At 41.4% G+C, this 577-nt stretch carries 1 protein-coding gene; it reads right to left on the reverse strand.

Features of this window, described 5'->3' with window-relative positions; translation table 11 throughout:
* The coding region (gene dptF, locus BCT81_RS00710; protein WP_102422984.1) for a DNA phosphorothioation-dependent restriction protein DptF at positions 1-577 on the reverse strand (577 nt) is incomplete at both ends.

Here is a 577-nt window from a genome sequence, read left to right on the forward strand (position 1 = left end):
CGTTAGGAACTGATCTTTGATTAAGCGAGCTTTCAGTAGCAAAGAAATAATATTCTTTTGCACAGATTCCAGCCCTAGCAAAGCATAGTTTGCCGTGAGCTTGCTATGACCTAGCTTTTGCACTTCACTGTCATACAGTGCGTAAAACGGGTTATCTAGCGTTGGCTCAGTCAAACGAGCTAGAAACTTAGCTGCAAAGTCAGAAGTGCTAACTTCATGGCCCAGCGTAAATTTCGGGTATTGCTCGAAATCTAAGAAAATATGGTTCGTTGGAATATCGTCCGTTTTGTTTTCCAAGAACGCTTTTATCGAAGCTTTAATATCGTCATGTTGTTCAGCACCTTCCTCAGCATAGTTGCCTAACATTCCGATATTAATGCCAACAACAAGTGGCTTTTCATTTCCTTTGAACTGTGAGAATCGCTCATCCAACGCATTAATTGCGGTTTGATTTGGATTAAAGCTGTGTGTCGCATCAAGATGAAACTCATGTGTCGCTTTGTGCTTCTGGCTGTATTGAGTCAGGATCTCAGACTTACCGTCACCACTACTACCACACAAGAAAATGATGTCATTT

Origin of the sequence: Vibrio sp. 10N.261.52.A1, assembly GCF_002876325.1 — a bacterium.
Taxonomy (GTDB): domain Bacteria; phylum Pseudomonadota; class Gammaproteobacteria; order Enterobacterales; family Vibrionaceae; genus Vibrio; species Vibrio chagasii.